At 50.9% G+C, this 18803-nt stretch carries 12 protein-coding genes; 7 read left to right on the top strand and 5 right to left on the bottom strand.

Features of this window, described 5'->3' with window-relative positions:
• The first annotated feature begins 13 nt into the window (after positions 1-13).
• From JUB14_RS02175 to JUB14_RS02150, 6 genes are all read left to right on the top strand, one after another.
• On the top strand, positions 14-3514 hold the full coding sequence (locus JUB14_RS02175; protein ID WP_207504106.1) for a SusC/RagA family TonB-linked outer membrane protein: 3501 nt from the start codon (positions 14-16) through the stop codon (positions 3512-3514).
• A 28-nt stretch (positions 3515-3542) separates the two neighbouring features.
• Positions 3543-4952 (top strand): RagB/SusD family nutrient uptake outer membrane protein, encoded by a 1410-nt coding sequence (locus JUB14_RS02170; protein WP_207504104.1) that lies wholly within the window; start codon positions 3543-3545, stop codon positions 4950-4952.
• 73 nt (positions 4953-5025) lie between these two features.
• The gene (locus JUB14_RS02165) at positions 5026-6414 is read left to right on the top strand and encodes a sulfatase family protein (protein ID WP_207504103.1); all 1389 of its coding nucleotides are present in this window, start codon (positions 5026-5028) and stop codon (positions 6412-6414) included.
• Between the two features lie 42 nt (positions 6415-6456).
• Positions 6457-7899, top strand: a complete 1443-nt coding sequence (locus JUB14_RS02160) for a sulfatase family protein (RefSeq protein WP_229367481.1) — start codon at positions 6457-6459, stop codon at positions 7897-7899.
• Positions 7900-8036: 137 nt separating this feature from the next.
• The gene (locus JUB14_RS02155) at positions 8037-9515 is read left to right on the top strand and encodes a sulfatase (protein WP_207504101.1); all 1479 of its coding nucleotides are present in this window, start codon (positions 8037-8039) and stop codon (positions 9513-9515) included.
• Positions 9516-9720: 205 nt separating this feature from the next.
• A complete protein-coding gene (locus JUB14_RS02150; protein ID WP_310586060.1) occupies positions 9721-10959 on the top strand; it encodes a lipoprotein N-acyltransferase Lnb domain-containing protein in 1239 nt (412 codons plus the stop codon).
• Between the two features lie 22 nt (positions 10960-10981).
• On the opposite strand, the gene JUB14_RS02145 is transcribed toward JUB14_RS02150, so the two are convergent.
• From JUB14_RS02145 to JUB14_RS02130, 4 genes are read right to left on the bottom strand one after another with little or no spacing between them, the layout of a single operon-like run.
• On the bottom strand, positions 10982-12298 hold the full coding sequence (locus JUB14_RS02145) for an MptA/MptB family glycosyltransferase (RefSeq protein WP_207504097.1): 1317 nt from the start codon (positions 12296-12298) through the stop codon (positions 10982-10984).
• Positions 12295-13752 carry a cellulose synthase family protein gene (locus tag JUB14_RS02140; protein WP_310586059.1) on the bottom strand — a complete coding sequence of 486 codons (1458 nt, stop codon included), beginning with the start codon at positions 13750-13752 and terminating at the stop codon, positions 12295-12297. The genes JUB14_RS02145 and JUB14_RS02140 overlap by 4 nt, the downstream gene beginning before the upstream one ends.
• Positions 13753-13757: 5 nt before the next feature.
• Positions 13758-15572: a WD40/YVTN/BNR-like repeat-containing protein gene (locus tag JUB14_RS02135; protein ID WP_207504095.1), complete on the bottom strand. Its 1815-nt coding sequence runs from the start codon at positions 15570-15572 to the stop codon at positions 13758-13760.
• A 45-nt stretch (positions 15573-15617) separates the two neighbouring features.
• The gene (locus JUB14_RS02130; protein ID WP_374757802.1) at positions 15618-16319 is read right to left on the bottom strand and encodes a glycosyltransferase family 2 protein; all 702 of its coding nucleotides are present in this window, start codon (positions 16317-16319) and stop codon (positions 15618-15620) included.
• Between the two features lie 395 nt (positions 16320-16714).
• Here JUB14_RS02130 and JUB14_RS02125 point away from each other — a divergent pair, with 395 nt between their 5' ends.
• Positions 16715-17521 carry a Rossmann-like and DUF2520 domain-containing protein gene (locus JUB14_RS02125; protein ID WP_207504091.1) on the top strand — a complete coding sequence of 269 codons (807 nt, stop codon included), beginning with the start codon at positions 16715-16717 and terminating at the stop codon, positions 17519-17521.
• On the opposite strand, the gene JUB14_RS02120 is transcribed toward JUB14_RS02125, so the two are convergent.
• A complete protein-coding gene (locus tag JUB14_RS02120) occupies positions 17503-18708 on the bottom strand; it encodes an AGE family epimerase/isomerase (RefSeq protein WP_207504088.1) in 1206 nt (401 codons plus the stop codon). The two genes, JUB14_RS02125 and JUB14_RS02120, sit on opposite strands and share 19 nt — an antisense overlap.
• Positions 18709-18803: the final 95 nt, after the last annotated feature.

The following is an 18803-nucleotide window of genomic DNA, read 5'->3' as shown; positions in this document are numbered from 1 at the left end:
CAATCCAATCAATATGACTAAAACGTTACGCAAGGCCCCAGTCCTGGGGCTGATCATGATTGCTTTGCCTTTTTGGCAGCAACCCGGTTTCTGCCAAACCATGGCCATGGCCCGACACGTACAGCAAGAGTCACAGACAGCTAATAAGGCAAATAGCCTTAAGCTAAAAGACGCACTCAATGAGCTAAAGAACCAGTACCAGGTTGATATCCTGTTTGAATTAAAAGTAGTGGAAGGTCTCACCATTCCTCCCAATACTATTATCAAAGGTCAGAATCTGGAAAAGAATCTGGAAAGGATACTAAAGCCATCCGGTCTGCAGTACAAAAAGGTAAACAGCAACTCTTACCTGATCATCGAAAACCGAAAGTCGACAAACAAGGCTGAGGCCGATGCCCGATTTCAGGAAACCATCCCCGAAACCGACAACAGGTCAATAGAGGGTGCCGCCAGAAGAGGCATAGCCACAGACCGGAGAAACCTGAACGCCCCTAACGTCAGTGCAGTTGCTGAAAGAAATATCTCAGGTACTGTTCACGATGAGGCAGGAGCCGCCCTTCCGGGTGTGAGCGTTGTGCTCAAAGGAACCCAGCGCGGTACCACCACCGATGCCGACGGTAAATTTGGCCTGGCCGTTCCTGATAATGGTGCTACGCTCATTTTCTCCTTTGTGGGATACGCTCCCCAGGAAGTACCCGTAGGAAATCAGTCGGTGCTTGATATCCGGATGAAATCCGACGAACGGGCGCTGGAAGAGGTGGTAGTAGTGGGCTACGGTACCCAAAAGAAGAGTGACCTCACCGGATCCGTTTCATCCTTAAAGGATAAAGACTTTAACCCTGGTGCCAACGCCTCCGTAGATCAGATGATGCTGGGCCGCTCGGCGGGCGTCCAGATCAACCAGACCAGCTCAGAGCCCGGCGGCGGGGTATCTATCCGAATCCGGGGGGCTAACTCACTCAACGCGGGCAGTGAACCCTTGTATGTCATTGACGGACTACCTATTGATAATGGCTCTTTACTCTCGGCCTCCAGCGGTGGGGCCGGGACCGGTACCAACAACAACCCCCGTAACCCGTTGAACTCCATTAATCCCAACGACATTGCTTCCATCGAAATCCTGAAAGACGCCTCAGCTACCGCTATCTACGGGTCCAGAGGTGCCAATGGAGTGATCCTGATCACCACCAAGAAAGGCAACAAAGGGAAGATAGGGGTCAACTACGATTTCAATACCGGTATTCAGACCGTCCCTAACAAGATGGAGGTACTCAACGCCAGTCAGTACATCAAATTCATGAATGACCTGGCGAAGGACGAAGGCAAAGCACCGGTATTTACGGATGCTGATATTGCTCAGATAGGAGCCGGTACTGACTGGCAGGATCAGGTATACCAGCGGGCCCCGCTCAACAGTCATAATATATCCGTATCCGGCGGGGATGACAAAACTACGTTCTTCTCTTCGCTCAACTACTTCAATCAGGAAGGGGTCGTGAAGCGATCAGGAATAAAGAAGTACATAGCGCGTGTAAATCTGGAAAGAAAACTGGGCGAGCGGGCTGTAATCGGCGTCAACCTTAATACCAGCCTTGTTAAAGACGCTAATAGCATCGATGGTGTTAACAACAACGAAAACGCCGGACCTATTAACTCCGCCCTGCTGTATGATCCCACGGAACCCATCTTTGCAGAGGACGGCCGGTTTTCACAGTCCAAGAACCTGACCATCAACAACCCGGTAAGCCTGATCGAAGGGTTGACCAGTAGCAGCGTCACCAACCGCACTATGGGTAGCATCTTCGTAAAGTACACTATCCTGCCCGGACTGGATGCCAAACTGAACTTCGGCTCAGATCGTCAGACCTCCCGCCGCGACCTGTTCAACTCCACCAAAACCCTCAACGGACTTTCGGCCAAGGGTATAGCCAACATTGCTACCATGGAGCGTTCCAACGCCCTATTGGAATATACCATGAACTACAACAAGCAGCTAAACGAAAAGAGCACGCTTAACCTGCTGGGCGGGGTGACCTACCAGTACTTTAACAATACGTCCTTCTCTGGTATTATCAGAGGCTTCCCCTCCGATGCCCTCTCCACCAATAACCTGGGCCTGGGTGATACCAACAACGACAACCTGTTTAGCGGTCAGGAAGACAACAGCATACTATCCTACCTGAGCCGGGTCAACTATACCCTCAATGATAAGTACCTGTTTACGGCTTCTCTGCGGGCTGACGGTTCCTCCCGCTTTGGAGAGAACAACAAGTTCGGCTACTTCCCTTCGGTGGCTTTGGGATGGAGGTTGAGCGAAGAAGGCTTTTTACCAAGCTTCTTCTACGACCTGAAACTACGGGCCAGCTGGGGGCTAACCGGAAACCAGGAGATCAACAACTACGCGTCGCTGACTACTTATACGACCGGAGCTACTGCGGTATTCAATAATGCGGTTAATGTAGGAACCAGGCCTTCGCGTATAGCCAATCCTGACCTGAAATGGGAATCAACCGAGCAGACCAACATTGGTATTGACGCCAGTATCCTGCAGGGACGTATCAGCGCTACCGTTGACTACTTCATCAAGAATACACGGGATATGCTGATTGATCTGCCCCTCCCACGGGCTACGGGCTTCAACTCAATACTATCAAACGTAGGTAAGATGCAGAACAAGGGAGTAGAAGTAATGCTTACCTCTACCAACGTAAAGAAGGGTCAGTTTTCGTGGAGTACCACCCTGAACTTCGCCGCTATCCGAAACAAAATAACCGACCTGGGTGATGTAACAAATATCATTACCGGCAATATCGAATCCATTGGGCCTACCGCCATCGTTACGGTAGGATATCCGGCGTTTTCCTACTATGGCTACGAAATAACGGGAATTTTCCAGCAGGATGATAACATCGCCGGATCGGCTCAGCCTGGCTCTAAACCCGGCTACCCTATATTCAGGGATGTAAATGGAGACAACAAGATCACGCCTCTGGATCAGCAGATTATAGGCAATCCCTTCCCCGACTTTACGTTTGGTCTCAGCAATAACATCACCTATAAGCGGTTCCAGCTGGACTTCTTCTTCCAAGGACAGCAGGGGGCTGATATGCTGAATATAAACGTACTGGAAAGCATGTACCCCAACAATGCCCGCCGGAATCGTATTGCAGAGCAGGCACTCGATCGCTGGACACCTGAGAACCCGACCGCTAAATGGCCTTCGGGGGTACAGCCCTCGGCCTACGGTGGAGGTAAGGTAAGTACGTTGGCCCTACAGGATGCGTCATACATACGTCTGCGTAACCTCTCAGTAGGTTATAATCTGCCCGTCGAAAGGCTGAAATTCATACAGTCAGCTCGTATATACGTCGTGGGGCAGAACCTGGCTACCTTCACCAACTACGTAGGTTTTGATCCTGAGGCCAATGCCTTCGGCCGGAGCAACGTGCGGGTAGACTATAACGGTTACCCACTGGCGCGTACCTGGATGCTGGGCGTTAATGTAGGTTTTTAATTGATCCATTGTAAAATTCAGATACTATATGAAACGAAATAGCTTAAAAGCACTCCTGCTGGTACTACTCCTACAAGGCGCTGGCTGTGAAAGTATATTAGAAGAAAACGTCTATTCTGAACTGACCCCTGGTAACTTTCTCAATACAACTACTGGCAAGCAGGCTGTACTCACCTCAGCCTACGGCAATGTGCAGATGCGGGGTCATAACTACCTGTTCCTGTCGGCCCACACTTCGCAGGAAGTCTGGAACCAGGGTGGCAGTATTGAAGCACTCCTGACACCGCTGACCAACTTTACCTGGGACAGCAACCACCAGTACTTTAGCGATGCCTGGGGAAGCCTGTATGGAGCCATTCGCGATGCCAATATCGTGATTGATAATACCAGCGCCACGGATGCTTCTGCCTTAGATAAGCAGCTTAACGCCGAAGCCCGGTTTGTGCGTGCCGTCGCTTATAATCAACTGTACGACTGGTTTGGACCCGTCCCCTTGTACTTAACGTCCACGCTAACTGATTTTAAATTGCCCCGGGTTACCGACGAGGAGATGAAGACCTTCCTCGAGAAGGAATTTCTGGAAGTAGCCGCAGTTTTGCCCCTTTCACAAGCTCAGTTTGGCAGAGCGACCAAAGGAGCGGCCCTGGGACTACTGGCAAAGTTCTACCTGAATACAAAGCAGTGGCAAAAAACCGCGGACATCACCAAGCAGATCATGGACCTGAACAAGTACTCCCTGGTGCCTAATTATAAGGATGTGTTTGCGCTGGCCAACGAAGGTAACGCCGAGATGCTGTGGGTAATTCCGGCCTCGGCCCAGGCTGGCCACAACCTGGTAGCCCTTACGTTCCCTACCGACTACCCCCTGCCCCAGCCTAACCAGCAGGTTTTTGCCGCCCGCTCGTACTTCTTTGACAACTTTGTCAACTCATTTGGAGCCGGTGATACACGCAGGAATCTGATAGTGACGGAGTATACCAACACATCAGGTAAGTACACCAAGCTGTTGGGTATTAATCAGTCGCTATCAGGCAAATATGAATTTGACCCCAACGCGGCAGGCGCTGTACAGGGCAATGATATTCCGGTGGTACGCTACGCGGATATTCTATTGGCCCGGGCGGAGGCACTGAACGAGCTGAATGGCCCCACCCAGGAGGCTATTGACCTGATTAATAAGGTTCGGACCAGAGCGGGAGCCGCACCACTGGCCCTGGGTAACTTCACCAAAGAAGCTCTGCGCGACCAGATTCTTCAGGAAAGAGAATGGGAGTTCTACACGGAGATGAAACGCCGGGAGGATCTAATCCGCCACGGGAAATTTATTTCTAATGCCAAAGCCAAAGGGAAAAATGCGCAGCCTTTCCACGTGCTGTTCCCTCTGCCCATCACTGAACTCAATGCCAATGCTAACTTAGAGCAGAATACGGGTTATTAAGGCTAGTAAAGGGGCATTTGAAGAGTTTTCCTCTAAATGCCCCTTTATACTGTTAAACAGCTTACGCTCTTATATGAACAAGCGAATCAAAGGTAGCAGACTCTTTTTAACCGGATTGCTGACCGCTTTGGTAGCGGTAATCTGTGCCTTTTATACAGGTACTGATACTTCCAAAGCCACCGCTCCCAATATCTTAGTTATCCTGACCGACGACCAGGGCTACCATGATGTATCCTACTACGGCACCAAAGATCTGCGAACCCCTAACATAGATCAGCTCACGCGGGAGGGAATGCGGTTTGATAATTTTTACGCCAATAGTACTGTATGCTCTCCCACCCGGGCAGCTCTGCTGTCGGGCCGCTATCAGGATTATGTAGGCGTACCCGGGGTAATCCGCACTTATCCGCAGGATAGCTGGGGGTACCTGGACCCAAAGGCCAAACTTCTTCCGGCCATGCTCAAAAAAGCGGGTTACCATACGGCGATTATTGGCAAATGGCACCTGGGCCTTGAGTCTCCTAACCTACCCAACGACCACGGCTTTGACTACTTCCACGGCTGGCTGGGCGACATGATGGACGACTACCTGACGCACCGCCGGCACGACATCAACTACATGCGGAAGGACAGGCAGACGATTGACCCGCAGGGGCACGCTACGGATCTGTTTACGCAGTGGTCGGTGGATTATGTCAGGAAGCAGGCAAAGGACAGCCGCCCTTTCTTCCTGTACCTGGCGTACAACGCGCCGCACTTTCCGGTGAAGCCGCCCAAAGAGTGGCTGGATAAAGTAAAGCAGCGGGAGCCCAGCCTGCCAGAAAAGCGAGCTGAGCTGGTCGCCTTTATTGAACACATGGACGATGGTATTGGGCAGGTTATAAAAGCGTTGAAAGAGAGTGGGCAGTACGACAATACCATCATTATCTTCACCAGCGACAACGGTGGCCACCTGCCCAGCCTGGCCAACAACGGCCCAACCCGTGACGGCAAGCAGAGCATGTACGAAGGCGGACTGCGGGTACCTACCAGCATTGTGTGGCCGGGAAAGGTAAAGGCCGGTACGGTATCTGACCAGGTTAACTTATCCATGGATATCTATCCCACCTTACTGGAAATAGCCGGTGTTAAAAGTACTCATCCGATACAGGGACGCAGCTTTCAGAAAACGCTGCTGGGAGAGAAGATGAATGAAGCCGAGCGCCCACTCTACTTTACCCGCCGGGAAGGTGGTACCGACTACGCTGGTCAGTGTAGCTATGCGCTACGGCTGGGTGACTGGAAACTACTGAAAAACAAACCTTTTCAACCCATGGAACTGTACAACCTGAAGGACGACCCCATGGAGACCCGAAATGTAATTAAAGAACACCCCGAAATCTACAAAAAGCTGAATAGCCTGCTGATGCTGCATATTCAGAACGCAGGCCGGGTACCCTGGCAAAAGCCAGCCAGTACCTGAAAACCGTACTATTATTTCCCTTAATTATTAAAATTAAAGACTATGAACTACGTAAGCATTACCAGACAGTTCAATATGGGGCTGTACTCACTTTGGGCAGCTACTCTGTTTTTATTATCAATATCCGGGTATAACGAGGCAACGGCTCAAAAAACCTCCGCCAAACCCAACTTTATCATCATCTTTACCGATGACCAGGGCTATGGTGATTTGGGGTGCTACGGCCATCCCTCCATCAAAACACCAAACATTGACCGGATGGCCGTTGAAGGACAGAAATGGACCAACTTCTACGTAGCCGCCAACGTATGTACTCCTTCGCGGGCTGGCCTGCTGACGGGCCGTTATCCGATCCGGACCGGTATGTACAGCGATACCCGTCGGGTGTTATTCCCGGATTCAGACGCGGGTCTGCCACAAAGTGAGAATACCATTGCCAAAGTACTTAAAGGGCGAGGCTACAGTACGGCCGCCATTGGTAAGTGGCACCTGGGCCACCTGCCCCAGTACCTGCCCACCAGCCACGGCTTCGACTCCTACTACGGTATTCCGTACAGCAACGATATGGATCGGGTGAATGACGTAGAGTACAAGGCAGCCTTCCTGAACCCTAAGTTTGAATACTTTCAGGTACCTCTGATGCGTAATACACAGGAAATTGAACGGCCCGCCGATCAGAACACCATTACCAAACGTTATACAGAGGAGGCGGTTAAGTACATCAAGTCGAATAAAAACAAGCCTTTCTTCCTGTACCTGGCGCACTCGCTGCCGCACGTGCCCCTTTTCGCCTCCAAGGACTTCCTGGGCAAGAGCGAGCGGGGACTGTACGGTGATGTTATCGAGGAAATTGACTGGAGCGTAGGCCAGATTCTGAATACCTTGCGGCAGCAGGGACTTGACAAGAACACGTACGTGGTCTTTACGTCTGACAACGGTCCCTGGGCTATATTCAACGAACACGCCGGTTCGGCCGGACTTCTCTACGGTGCCAAGGGAACCAGCTACGAAGGTGGGGTACGGGTACCGGCTATCTTCTGGGGCCCCGGTAAGGTAAAACCAGCGGTAGTATCCGGTATGGGAAGTACCCTCGACCTGCTGCCTACTATCAGTAAGCTGGCCGGAGCTACACTACCCACCGACCGGGTGTATGATGGCTACGACCTGACTACCGTTCTGCACGGGCAGGGAGGTAATCCACGCAATGATATGTACTACTACCACGGGTCAAAACTATTTGCCGCCCGGAAAGGTGACTACAAGCTGTACTACTACAGCAACAACCCGGCTGGGTATCCGGCCAAGGTAGAAAAGCTGGAAAAGCCCCAGCTGTATAATTTACAGCATGACCCTTCGGAGAAGTACAATCTGGCCGATGCACACCCGGAGGTGATTAAGGAAATAGAGGAGATGGTAAAAAAACACGCCTCTAATCTTTCACCCGCTCCCAGCCAGATCGAAAAAAAGATTACTGCTCAGAAGTAACAGCTACTCCTAGTAGGTGAAGATTGAAAAGCCGTTTACCATGTAGTGTACACGGATGTAAAGCAAAACCCACTAACGTTAAATAGTTAGTGGGTTTTGCTTTATCTAATGGAGCCTGCTATTTACCATTTCTTTGTATGAACCCTAAGCCACAAACCTGCCTCCTGGTACTGCTAGGTCTATTTTTGTTTATCCACTTCGGCTGCCAGCGCTCCGGCACAAAAACAGGAACTACTACGTCCAGGAACACCCAGAAACCGAACTTCGTCATTATCCTGATGGATGATCTGGGCTGGGCCGATGTGGGCTTCAACGGCAGTACCTACTACCAGACCCCAAACCTGGACCGGATGGCAGCCCGCTCGGTACAGTTTAAGCAGGCCTATGCGCCCTCACCGGTATGCTCTCCAACCCGCGCTTCGCTCCTGACCGGCCAGCACCCGGCCCGCCTGCAGATTACCGACTGGCTACCCGGCCGCACCGACCGGCCTTCGCAGAAAATGCTCCGGGCGCAGCTCCTGCCCGAATTACCACTCAACGCTACTACCCTACCAGAGGTACTTAAGGAAGCAGGCTATACCACAGCGCATATTGGCAAGTGGCACCTGGGCGGCGAAGGCTATGGACCGCAGCAGCAGGGCTTCGATAGCAACATTGCCGGCAACCACAGCGGTAGCCCCATCAACTACTTCTATCCCTACCGGCACCGCCAGACCGGCCAAGAACAAATGCTCGGCCTCGAGCAGGGTACTGACGGTGAGTACCTCACCGACCGCCTTACCGATGAGGCCGAGCAGTTTTTGACTCAGCAAAAAGACAAGCCGAACGAGGCCCGACCTGGCGAGGCCCGACCATTCCTGCTGTACCTGGCGCACTACGCTGTACACATTCCGATGCGGGCTAAGCAGGATTTGATCGCTAAGTACCAGCAAAAAGTACCCACCGAAGGTACCCAGCGGAATCATATTTATGCCGCCATGATCGAAAGCATGGACCAGAGCGTGGGGCGGGTACTGCGGAAACTGGAAGAGTTGGGGCTGGACCAGAATACGGTGGTGATATTTACATCGGATAATGGCGGTTTGTCGGTGGAGGAAGGTCCCAATACGCCCGCTACCTCCAACTATCCGCTACGGGACGGTAAGGGGTACCTCTACGAAGGCGGTATCCGGGTACCACTCTTGGTGTTATTACCAAAAGGCCGCCAAAAGCCTTACGTATCTCAGGTACCGGTTACACTTACCGACCTCTACCCTACCCTCATGGATATGGCTGGAATAAAAAATACCAGTACTACTGACGGCAAAAGCCTGGTGCCGCTGCTCCAGCAACGAACTTTCCCACAACGCCCACTTTACTGGCACTACCCGCACTACAGCAACCAGGGTGGTCGTCCCGGCTGGGCCATCCGGGAAGGCGACTACAAGCTCATAGAGTACTTTGAAGACCATTCACAGGAGCTATTCAACCTGAAAGCTGATCCCGGCGAACGTAATAACCTCCTTACTCAGGAGCCTCAACTAGCCGCTACGCTTACTAACAAACTACATAGCTGGGGCAGAGAGGTAAATGCTCAGATGATGAAACCAAACCCAGAATTTTCGGGGAATAAATGAGCGGTGAAGGAAGAAAGCAGGACAGAAAAAAGAAGGTAATCCCTCCAATTAAAGGTAGAAGCAACCGTTCCTGTTTAAAATAAATGATATGCCTACCATTCGCTGGACTGGAAAAGATAGAGTCATTAATCATCCATATAGCTTTACGGACACAGAAGGTCAAACGTCAACCCGATCACAAAGCGGCGGTAACATAACTAGTATAGTGTCAAAGCCCAGTAGACAAGGTATCGCACAATCGCTATTCTACCTCTCGCTAGTAGTCGGTGTTTTGGGGTTGGGAAATCATCATTCATTCAGTCAGCAACTTTCTCCTGCGGCTCGGGTCAGCCTGATCACCTACGGCCCCGGCGATGATGATATATCGTCCGCTTTTGGCCATACCGAAATACGTATTGTTGATCCCATCTTTGGTATTGATCAGAACTACAGCTATGGTGGGTTTAATTACAGAGCCGACTGGTTTATACTTAAATTCATACAGGGTACTCTGCTCTACTATATAGATATTCACAATATCAATAGGGTGGCCTACTACTACCAGCAGGCCAACCGCAGCATACAGGAGCAGGCGCTGAATCTTTCTCCTTCCCAACGCCAGCAACTATTTGCCGCTTTGGAAGAAAACTATCTGCCCCAAAACCGGTACTACCGCTATAAATTTTACTACGATAATTGTGCTACACGCCCCCGCGACATGATTGCTCAGGCCTGTGGGGATAGTCTGACCATACCATCCCGCTCCCGCATGACGGGTAAGTCGTACCGGGATTGGATGAATGATTATCTAACTGGGAAGCCCTGGTATCAGTTGGGTATGAACCTGGCTCTGGGTTATCCATCCGATGAGCAGACAGATGGCTGGCAGGCCATGTATCTGCCCGATCAGCTGTCTGACCAGCTGCGTCACGCTACGATCAGGCAGGCGAATGGTCAGGTGGTACCGCTTGTGCAAAGTGAACCAACGCTGTTTGCAGCCGAAAAAGTGGTTCGTCAGCCGGTTCCCTTCGTTGCTGAGCCAGACGTTGTATTTACACTACTCAGTATTCTCGTTATAGGGTTTACGATTGGGCGGTATCTCAGGGGGAGAAGAGTTGATCGCTGGTTAGATTGGCTCTTATTCGGTGTGTCGGGATTTGTTGGCTGGTTTCTAGTTGTACTTTGGCTCATACGGGATGATGGCGTTACGGCCTGGAACCCAACGCTACTGTACTTACTGCCGCTTCATGTACCGCTGGTTTACTGGGCTACTGGTACCACTACAACGTCGAAAGGTAGAGCCACTTATTTTGGTATCACGGCTGGGTTTATCTTACTAGGGATGTACCTATCGAATATACCGGGTTGGTTTGATGTTGTCTATCCGTTGATGTTGTTGGTACGTTGCCTGGTTAATTGTCAACCCATTCCAGTGAATCATCAGACGCCGATCCAGGTTTATTGATAGAACCGAATCTTGACCTCCCTCACACCATTGCTCTTCCACTTTTTCGCCTCAAAAGCTCCGCTACCAGCCATCCCCCCACCACCAGGTACTCAACCGCTACGACCCATAGGCTTTCGGAAAAAGGGACGTTGCCGTAAGAGATGTACGTCAAAGGCAGTAGCACCGACCACACGACCGGATACCTGAATTGGGTCAGTCCGCCCAGCGCTACCAGGGGTACTACGTACCACGGATGAACCGTAGTGGCACACAACAAGTACACCGTCAGGATCAACAGGGCCCGCTCGTAGAAGGAAAAGGGGAGCTTCCGATAGAAGGATAGAAAAAGAATGGTCGAAAGGCTTATCAGTGATAGCACCGGCCCCAGCGTACCTATTGGATTATAGCCGACCAGCCAGGTACCTAGGGCCCGGAGCAGGTAGTACAGCCCGGCATTGAACTCGAAGCGCTGGAAGTACAGCCCGAGGCTATCGGACATGTTGTACCAGATGGCCCAATCCAGGAAAGGCAGGAACGGAAGCAGCACACAAGTACCTACTATCGCTACATACATTAGCTGTTCCCTAAATTTCAGCCGACTGATCAGCAGGGGCAGGAAGATGAGCGGCAGCAACTTTGCCCCTACCGCCAGCGCCAGCATAACAGCCGAAAGATAGAGTCGCTGCTTGTTCCAAAAGTAGAAGCACGCCAGCAGAAAGAAAATGGTCAACCCTTCATAGTGGATATTTCCCGTCAATTCCGCTATAACCAATGGGTTCAAGCCATACAGCAGTATCGCCCAGCGGGCTTTCTTTTCATCCTTCTCCTTTACCAGTTGATAAAGTAGCCACAGCGAACCGGCTTCTGCCAGTAGTAGAGGTACCTTTAACCAAACCGTAGCCCAGTAGGTACTCTCTCCCAGACATGTAGCTACCGCAAACCAACCCTGCAACAGGGGCGGATAAACGGTATAGTAGTCAGGAGAATTTAGTTTCTGAAAAAGCTCCTGCCCCAGCCCTACCTCCTGCGCCCAACCCGTATCTATAATCTGAGAAGGCAGGTACAGAAAAGGATTATAGCCGTGCGACAGGAGTCGGCCATCCCAGATAAAGCGGTACACATCGTCCGAAAGCACGGCCATGGCAAACATCCATACCAGCCGAAACAAGAGTGCCGCTCCTACTAAAAGCAGAAAGTCTTTTTCCACCCGCTTGCTCAACAGGAAAGCGTACAACAGAAACAACCCGCACCAGAGGAGCAGTAGCTGCGAGGTATCGGTACGGGGGGTAGCATAGGCCAGCCACGCGTGGCCAATCAGGGAACCTACAATCCAACTCCACTGCCCGTAGCGGCTCATGGCTTTACGAGGGAATGACGTACTGAGTAGAAAGCAACAAAGCTGTACCCCAGCACCAGCAACAGGTGAAAGCCTACCGCCCCGTACTGCCCTGTCGTTAGCCCATATACTAAGCCTACGGCAAAGTAAAGTACCAGTACCATTTCCATCCAGGTCAGGGGCGGTATGCGCCGGACGTTATAGGCGTTGCTCTGCCAGCGGTCCCGGCGGTTACGCACGTTAAACTTAGGCGTACGTACAAAAGGAGATTTTTTTCCTAAATAGCCCTCCATAACGGCCACCGCATTGTGCAGGGAAAGTCCGAGCATAATGGCCAGGAAGGTCGGAAACAGAAAAATAAAGTCCCAGATGCCGGACTTCTTCTGAAAAGCCGTCCAGTAGAATGTAGCCAGTATAACCATACTCACCTGAAAGAAGGCCAGCCAGCCCCAGGGTACTCCCAGCCACAGCATCGGCACGCTCAGCAGAGCGATCAGCAGAGTACAGATAAATACGGCGCTATTCAGCAGGTGAAACGACCCGTGCAATTTGGTAGCCAGCGGGAGCGTACGGTCCTTCCATACTGGGAGCAGATTCTTGCGGACGCACTCGGCGGCTCCCTTGGTCCAGCGGTACTGCTGCGACTTGACGGCAGTCATGGTTACGGGTAGCTCAGCCGGCGACACCAGGTCCTCCAGGTACACAAACCGCCATCCTCGCCGCTGGGCGCGGTAGCTCAGGTCCAGGTCTTCGGTAAGGGTATCGGCCGACCATCCTCCGGCATCTCCGATGGTAGCTTTGCGCCAGATCCCGGCGGTACCGTTGAAGTTGATAAAATGCCCCCCCGTATTGCGGCCTACCTGTTCGATGGTGAAGTGGGCATCCAGCCCGAAGGACTGCATCTGGGTAATGAGGGAATAGTCTTCGTTAAGGTGTCCCCAGCGCGACTGGACTACGCCTACCTCAGAGTTTTGAAAGTAAGGTACTGTTCTTTGCAGGAAATCAGCGGGTGGCAGAAAGTCAGCATCAAAAATGGCGATAAACTCACCCTGAGCCCTTTCAAGGCCATAGCCCAGGGCACCCGCTTTGTAGCCGGTACGTTCAGGACGCCGAATATGTTGTATCCAAAAACCCTGCGCCTGGAAGTGGGCGGCTTTACGGGCTATGATCTCGGTAGTATCGTCCGTAGAATCGTCAAGTACCTGAATCTCCAGCCGATCACGCGGATAATCAAAAGCCACGATGGCATCAATCAGCCGCTCTACTACGTAGCGCTCATTGTACACCGGCAACTGTACCGTCACCTTCGGCCAATCTATCACCTCTTCTCCTTTCCCCTCCTCCTTTTTTACCTTTTCTTTCTTCTCTTTCCAGTACAAAATGACCAGATTCAGCTGCGTCAGGCTATATCCGAAGATAAACAGCATGGGCAGTAGGTACAGAGCAAGAACGATGTAGGACAGGATTTCGGACAAAATAACTATTGGTTCAGAATCACCTTACTGGTTTTAGTAAAGGCAGAACTCCGAACCCTAACCACATAAGCTCCCGGAGCCAGTCCTTTCAGCTCCAAAGGTATAACACTTTGTTGATTTGTAGAAGATACCTGCTTCTGTCCAACCATTCGTCCATCCGGACTTATTAGCTCTATATGCACAGCACCGGTCAGATCTTTCAGAGATACATGCAACTGATCGCTAGTCGGATTGGGATAGACAATAACTGAACCCGTCATAGCCGGATCGGTAGCCGTGACTACAAATTCAAAAGCTTCGGACATAGCACTGCTGCATCCTGTCTGATTGGTTTGTACGGTATAGCGTCCGGACTGGGCAGGGGTATATTCAGCAGCCGTAGCTCCGGTGATGGCTGTGCCATTGAAGTACCACTGATTCCCCGAAGTAGCACTAGATACCAGCTTCATATCTGCGTTGGCGGTAATGGTAGGCTGAGCTGGCCGAGGATTTACTACAACAGTAACAGGATCAGATTCCGAAGTGCAGTACGAAGCTGAATATTGTAAGACGGTACCATTATTACCGATAATCCAGCCGTGGTCCGGATCAGTAAACAGAATGTCGTTGAACGGAGGCTGCTCAGGCAGGGTTACCCGAGTCCAAGACTTACCTCCGTTGGCTGTTTCCAGCAGTATTCCATTCAAGTTCATATAATCAGTACCCTCAAACCCAATAGTATACCCCCGGTCATGATCTACAAAATGGACTTGGGTAAAGGTATAAGGCTCCGCTACCGACTGATCCTCCCAGGTCTCTCCTGCGTCGGTAGTTTTGTAGATAAGTCCGTTGCTTCCAACTACCCAACCCACCGACGGGCTGGCAAAGTAAACACCATTCAATGGCTTGCTATCGGTCTTTCTGTCTCTTACGACAGCCCAGGTAAGGCCACCATTGGTAGTGCGGGCAATGCCTCCCTTGCCGGACACCACATAGCCAATATTATCATTCGCAAAGAAAAGACCACTGATATGCTCCTCATAAGGTACGTTCCCATAGCCTCCTCTGACGCCATTTGAGAATATCTCAACCGGGATTGCCTGATTATTCTGGAAGCGCATGACCAGTTGCGACGATCCGGCAATTTTATGACTGTATAATTTGCCCACTAAAACACCATTAGCGGGATCTTTTAAATAACCATCAGAGAAATCAATTAGGCCGGTATTAATAACTCCGCTGAAAGAAATAGGTTGCCAGGTAGCCCCTCCGTCATTGGTTACCTCGCCCACCCGGTCTCCTAATCGCCATCCGAAAGGGAGTTTTCGGCTGTCCTGGCTCCTTACCTCCGCAAATTTGATCTTGTAGTAGGGCGCCTTGGGATGCGTTTCCTCCCGCTTGTAAACCGAGCCATCTGCTTTGATGCCTAGTGCTACATGGGTAGATGTAGCCGGATAGGTATACAGGCTCAGGACGTTTTCTCCGCCGGTCACCCATAGTTCTTCACCATCAAAAGCCGCCGAATACAGATTAAAATTTGTAAGCTTCTCCTGCACTACTTTCCAGGATCCCTCACGAATGGATGATTCAAGCTTGTACTCACCCGCCTGTTTTACGCTTAGTACCGTATCGGTTTGTAATGGCAGCGGTGTACCATTGTGCAGCCAGCGAAAGGTAGTATTGGGCTTAGCGGAAGTAAGCAGGCGAATACTGTCGCCCTCGCAGAAGGTAGTGGCTCCTTCAACCCGTAAGGTAGATTTGCAGTCCTGTCCATAGGAGTTGATTACTGTGAGCATCCCTGCAAGGGCTCCCAAAAAGGCATAGTGTAGATGTTTATTCATGAGTTGAACCGGGTGGATGATATAGTACTAAAGTACTGAAAATTATCACCTATACTTAAATATCCAGCTCAATATTTTATATCCGGCAAGTAGGGTACCTTTAACGGTACCAGATATCTTGGAGTGCCCGATCCGGCGGCGGTAGGTAACGGGTACCTCTCCCGTGCGGAAGCCCATCTTTGCTGCCTTAAGCTGCATTTCTACCGTCCAGCCGTAGGTTGTATCCTGCATGTCCATTTCCAGTAGCCCAGTATAACGTACTGCCCGGAAAGGCCCCAGATCAGTGTAATGGACTCCGTACAACCGACTGATCAGGGTAGTCGCGAGCCAGTTGCCAAATACCTGCTGAGGCGTCATAGAGCCCGGCTCCCGCTTGCCCAAAGCCCGTGAGCCTATCACCATGTCCAGATTATTTGTAGTGAGATAGTCTACCAGCAGCGGGAGCTCTTCAGGGTGATCGGAGTAGTCGGCATCAATGAAAACGACAACATCCGGTGGAGTAGGCTTATTGCGGAGGTACTCAATCCCTTTCAGGCAGGCGTAGCCGTAACCCTGGCGGGGCTCGTCCAGCACAGTAGCCCCGGCTTCTTCGGCCGCCCGGCGGGTGTCATCGCGGGAGTTATTATCTACAACGACTACTTCCCGAACCCTTGAACGGGGCAGGTCTTTTACCACATTACCAACTGCATTTTCTTCATTGAATGCTGGTATAATTACATCTATGATCGGTGGGTACAAAGTATCTATAAGTTGATTAAACGGTATTGATTTTAAAAACTACGCAACTATTAACCATTTCTGCCATTTATGTATCAGATGTATAGTACTTTTATGTGCAAAACTCATCCTATCTGTTGATAAGTATACAAATGCCGAAAACTATGCAACTATTTTCCACTACGGTAACTTATTTTAGTCAATATTATACGTATCTAATTAAATTTTGTACATATATTATATAGAGGTAACTATTTTTCCTCTTAAACAGCAGTGTAAAAGACTGCAGTTATACTACTTACTGCTTCACCAGATGGCACAGTTCCATTAAAAATATATACGTGAAATAAGCTACATCCGTTCAGTTGTCCTAACTTGCCCAGCAACAATCAGCTCTGGTAGTATTTGGACAAAACTTTACTTTCATGAATATTTCCTTTGTGGGAGCCGGTAATGTAGCCTGGCATCTGGCGCAGGCCTTTGAAAATGCCGGACACGTTATTATCGAAGTGTATAGCCGAGATCCGCAAAATGCCCGTAAGCTTACCTCTGTTTTATACGATGCCGACATACAGCCTGATCTGAACTTTGCTGAAAGTGACGCGGACCTGCTCGTCATCGCTACCTCGGATGACGCCCTCGCGGAAATCATTGAACGGATCGTATTTCCTGAGAATGCGATGGTCGTGCATACTTCAGGTACTCAGTCACTGGCTGAGCTGCAGCGGCTGGTAGGCATATACAGCGATGTACCAGTGCGTACGGGGGTACTCTATCCTTTACAAACCTTCACCAAAGAAGTAGAACTTGATTACAGCCAGGTAACCTTCTGCGTAGAGGCCACTGAGCCCGATGTGGAAGGCCAGTTAATGGCACTAGCCAATAGTGTCAGTCCGCAGGTCTATCGTATCGACTCCTACGAACGTCGTATCCTGCACATAGCGGCGGTCTTTGCCTGTAATTTCACCAATCACCTGATGAGTATTGCGCATGACCTGCTGGGCCGCGAGCAGCTGGACTTTGAGATCATGAAGCCACTGATCAGCGAAACCATCAACAAGGCGCTCCATACCGTAGATCCGGCTCTGGTGCAGACGGGTCCCGCCCGACGCGGTGACTGGGCCATTACCGGCCAGCACCTCGAATACCTGCAGGAGCTCAATCCGGCCTGGGCTAGCCTATACCGCCAGTTGACCGAAAGCATACGCCAGCGTCATTTTGAATCTGAATGAACACGGGGACGGGCCGGTTTGGCATCAGCGGCTAACCGCAGCAACTGACTGGTTCCGGCCAGGTTTCTGATGGTGTAGAAGCATCCTTTTTGCGGGGTAATCTTGTGCCGGAGTATGGGTTGCCCTTCCCGGTCCAGTTCATCGTACCACTCCCCATTGGTCGCATCAGGGAAGCGTTCCCAGACGTACTTGTGTACTTTTTCGAAGTTCTGCAGGTAGCCTTTCCGGGCTGACAGCAGGTGGGCTTTTAGTAAAGTCTGCAGGGCCTCCTGGTGCACCCAGGCTCGCTTGTTATGCCAGTCGGAATAGAGCGAAGGCTGGCTTTTCAGGTCCATTTTATTATATATTCCACCGTATACCTCATCCCAGGCAGCCTGTATGGTCAGCTCCACCAGATCCAGCATCTGATTGAGTAGCTTGCGGTTCCGCGCCCGATCGGCCAGCTCCATCAGTATACCGGCTACTTCAAATACGTGTCCCGGTACGATGAGTCTGCCTTCGGGACAATCCCAAAAATGTCCTTCGGGAGTCACCTGATCCAGTAGTACGTCCGTACGCTTATCGTAAAAATCATCCGTAAGCTCTCTGATCAGATTATTGAGGGCATTCTTGTACCACTTCCGATCCATGTAACTTTCGACTTCCAGAAGTACGTGCCCAATGAGTGCCGGCTCAGCTATCGGCTTAAAGTATCGCTGCTTATCAGGGTCATTAACCAGTTTTTTGAGAGAGGCATCCCTCCGTTTGAGCGTCTGAATAAGGGTCTTCTGTGCTACCTCCACAAAGTGGGCCTCGCCCGTAGCTTTGAATAGTTGACCCATAGCCATCACTACATAGAGCGGAACCGTGTAATCGCTCCCCGTTGAGATGGGGCTGCCCCGCCGATCGAGCATCTGGTACCAGTTTCCCTTCTTATCTCTCCCTTTTTCTAGCAGAAATTCAGCGGTTGCTCCGGCCAGTTCCAGCCATTTGGTACGTGGCTCGATGGTTTTATAAGCCCACGAAAACGCCCATATCGCCTCAGCCTGGGCCTTGATAGGTTTATCCGTTGATAGTACCTCTCCGTTTTCGGCTACCGCTTCGTATACACCTCCGTACAGGCTGTCAAAGGCATACTTCTCCCAGAAGGGCAGTATGTTTTGCAGGATCTCGGCATGATACTGGTCGGCTAGTTTCTTTATATCCATACAAAGCAGCAGATAATCATTCGGAGTACGGTAAAAACCAAAAATAACGTTAATTTCGTGTGGAACCGAAAAAAATAAAGCTCCGGCTTCTGGCC

Source organism: Telluribacter humicola (genome assembly GCF_017355935.1).
GTDB classification, from domain to species: Bacteria; Bacteroidota; Bacteroidia; order Cytophagales; family Spirosomataceae; genus Telluribacter; species Telluribacter humicola.
Note: the sequence above shows the minus strand (reverse complement) of the source record. Positions and strands in the feature narration are given on the sequence as shown.